The organism is Kitasatospora sp. CB01950, assembly GCF_001905465.1.
In the GTDB taxonomy this organism is placed as follows: domain Bacteria; phylum Actinomycetota; class Actinomycetes; order Streptomycetales; family Streptomycetaceae; genus Kitasatospora.
This window is the reverse complement of sequence record NZ_LISX01000030.1, coordinates 2,045-5,345: the sequence shown is the minus strand read 5'-3', so window position 1 is coordinate 5,345 and position 3,301 is coordinate 2,045. Positions and strand designations below refer to the sequence as shown.

Annotated in this window: 2 rRNA genes; both read right to left on the bottom strand. The window is 57.1% G+C overall.

Annotation, left to right across the window (positions count from 1 at the left end):
• Positions 1-62: ribosomal RNA gene (gene rrf, locus AMK19_RS33975) — 5S ribosomal RNA — on the bottom strand; the annotation flags it as partial.
• Between the two features lie 78 nt (positions 63-140).
• A 23S ribosomal RNA gene (locus tag AMK19_RS33970) occupies positions 141-3,246 on the bottom strand.
• Positions 3,247-3,301 lie beyond the last annotated feature (55 nt).

The following is a 3,301-nucleotide window of genomic DNA, read 5'->3' as shown; positions in this document are numbered from 1 at the left end:
TGAGGCTTAGCTTCCGGGTTCGGAATGTAACCGGGCGTTTCCCTCACGCTATGACCACCGAAACACTATGAAACTGTGTGCCACCCACCCGTATCGATGGGGGTCGTTGTTTCAGAACAACACAGTGGACGCGAGCAACTGAGGACAAGCCCTCGGCCTATTAGTACCGGTCAACTCCACCCCTCACAGGGCTTCCATATCCGGCCTATCAACCCAGTCGTCTACTGGGAGCCTTACCCTCTCAAGGAGGTGGGAGTGCTCATCTCGAAGCAGGCTTCCCGCTTAGATGCTTTCAGCGGTTATCCCTCCCGAACGTAGCCAACCAGCCATGCCCTTGGCAGGACAACTGGCACACCAGAGGTTCGTCCGTCCCGGTCCTCTCGTACTAGGGACAGCCCTTCTCAACACTCCTACGCGCACAGCGGATAGGGACCGAACTGTCTCACGACGTTCTAAACCCAGCTCGCGTACCGCTTTAATGGGCGAACAGCCCAACCCTTGGGACCTACTCCAGCCCCAGGATGCGACGAGCCGACATCGAGGTGCCAAACCATCCCGTCGATATGGACTCTTGGGGAAGATCAGCCTGTTATCCCCGGGGTACCTTTTATCCGTTGAGCGACGGCGCTTCCACAAGCCACCGCCGGATCACTAGTCCCTACTTTCGTACCTGCTCGACCCGTCAGTCTCACAGTCAAGCTCCCTTGTGCACTTACACTCAACACCTGATTGCCAACCAGGCTGAGGGAACCTTTGGGCGCCTCCGTTACTCTTTAGGAGGCAACCGCCCCAGTTAAACTACCCACCAGACACTGTCCCTGATCCGGATCACGGACCCAGGTTAGACATCCAGCACGACCAGAGTGGTATTTCAACGGCGACTCCACCATGACTGGCGTCACGGCTTCAAAGTCTCCCACCTATCCTACACAAGCCGAACCGAACACCAATATCAAGCTATAGTAAAGGTCCCGGGGTCTTTCCGTCCTGCTGCGCGAAACGAGCATCTTTACTCGTAATGCAATTTCACCGGGCCTGTGGTTGAGACAGTCGAGAAGTCGTTACGCCATTCGTGCAGGTCGGAACTTACCCGACAAGGAATTTCGCTACCTTAGGATGGTTATAGTTACCACCGCCGTTTACTGGCGCTTAAGTTCTCAGCTTCGCCACGACGAATCGTGACTAACCGGTCCCCTTAACGTTCCAGCACCGGGCAGGCGTCAGTCCGTATACATCGCCTTACGGCTTCGCACGGACCTGTGTTTTTAGTAAACAGTCGCTTCTCGCTGGTCTCTGCGGCCACCACCAGCTCAGGGAGCAAGTCCCGTCACCAGCAATGGCCCCCCTTCTCCCGAAGTTACGGGGGCATTTTGCCGAGTTCCTTAACCACAGTTCACCCGAACGCCTCGGTATTCTCTACCTGACCACCTGAGTCGGTTTGGGGTACGGGCCGCCATGAAACTCGCTAGAGGCTTTTCTCGACAGCATAGGATCATCCACTTCACCACAATCGGCTCGGCATCAGGTCTCAGACTATGTGTTGCGCGGATTTGCCTACGCAACGTCCTACACCCTTACCCCGGGACTACCACCGCCCGGGCTGGACTACCTTCCTGCGTCACCCCATCGCTCACCTACTACCCCGTTGGGTCACCGGCTCCACCACGTCCCTTTGTCCGAAGACTCCGGGCCGGCTTCACGGGCTTAGCATCAAGAGGTTCGGCGTTGGCGCTTCAAAGCGGGTACGGGAATATCAACCCGTTGTCCATCGACTACGCCTGTCGGCCTCGCCTTAGGTCCCGACTTACCCTGGGCAGATCAGCTTGACCCAGGAACCCTTGGTCAATCGGCGCAAGAGTTTCCCACTCTTGTATCGCTACTCATGCCTGCATTCTCACTCGTGAACCGTCCACAACTCGATTCCTCGGCTGCTTCACCCGGCACACGACGCTCCCCTACCCATCACAGCCTCCGTTGGGAGTATTGCTGCAATGACACGACTTCGGTGATGTGCTTGAGCCCCGCTACATTGTCGGCGCGGAATCACTTGACCAGTGAGCTATTACGCACTCTTTCAAGGGTGGCTGCTTCTAAGCCAACCTCCTGGTTGTCTCTGCGACTCCACATCCTTTCCCACTTAGCACACGCTTAGGGACCTTAGTCGGTGTTCTGGGCTGTTTCCCTCTCGACCATGGAGCTTATCCCCCACAGTCTCACTGCCGTGCTCTCACTTACCGGCATTCGGAGTTTGGCTAAGGTCAGTAACCCGGTGAGGCCCATCGCCTATCCAGTGCTCTACCTCCGGCAAGAAACACACGACGCTGCACCTAAATGCATTTCGGGGAGAACCAGCTATCACGGAGTTTGATTGGCCTTTCACCCCTAACCACAGGTCATCCCCCAGGTTTTCAACCCTGGTGGGTTCGGTCCTCCACACGGTCTTACCCGCGCTTCAACCTGCCCATGGCTAGATCACTCCGCTTCGGGTCTTGGGCATGCAACTCAAACGCCCTATTCGGACTCGCTTTCGCTACGGCTACCCCACACGGGTTAACCTCGCTACACACCGCAAACTCGCAGGCTCATTCTTCAAAAGGCACGCAGTCACAGTCCGAAGACTGCCCCCACGGCTTGTAGGCACACGGTTTCAGGTACTATTTCACTCCGCTCCCGCGGTACTTTTCACCATTCCCTCACGGTACTATCCGCTATCGGTCACCAGGGAATATTTAGGCTTAGCGGGTGGTCCCGCCAGATTCACACGGGATTTCTCGGGCCCCGTGCTACTTGGGAGAAGCTCAAGCGAGCCGTACAGATTTCGTCTACGGGGGTCTTACCCTCTACGCCGGACCTTTCGCATGTCCTTCGACTACCCATACGGTTTCTGACTCGCCCAGCCGCCGGCAGACGACTGAAGAACTTTCCCACAACCCCCTGAGCGCAACCCCTGCCGGGTCTCACACGCTCAAGGTTTGGCCTCATCCGGTTTCGCTCGCCACTACTCCCGGAATCACGGTTGTTTTCTCTTCCTGCGGGTACTGAGATGTTTCACTTCCCCGCGTTCCCTCCACACTGCCTATGTGTTCAGCAGCGGGTGACAGCCCATGACGACTGCCGGGTTTCCCCATTCGGACACCCCCGGATCAAAGCTCGGTTGACAGCTCCCCGGGGCCTATCGCGGCCTCCCACGTCCTTCATCGGTTCCTGGTGCCAAGGCATCCACCGTGCGCCCTTAAAAACTTGGCCACAGATGCTCGCGTCCACTGTGCAGTTCTCAAACAACGACCAGACACCCAAACTC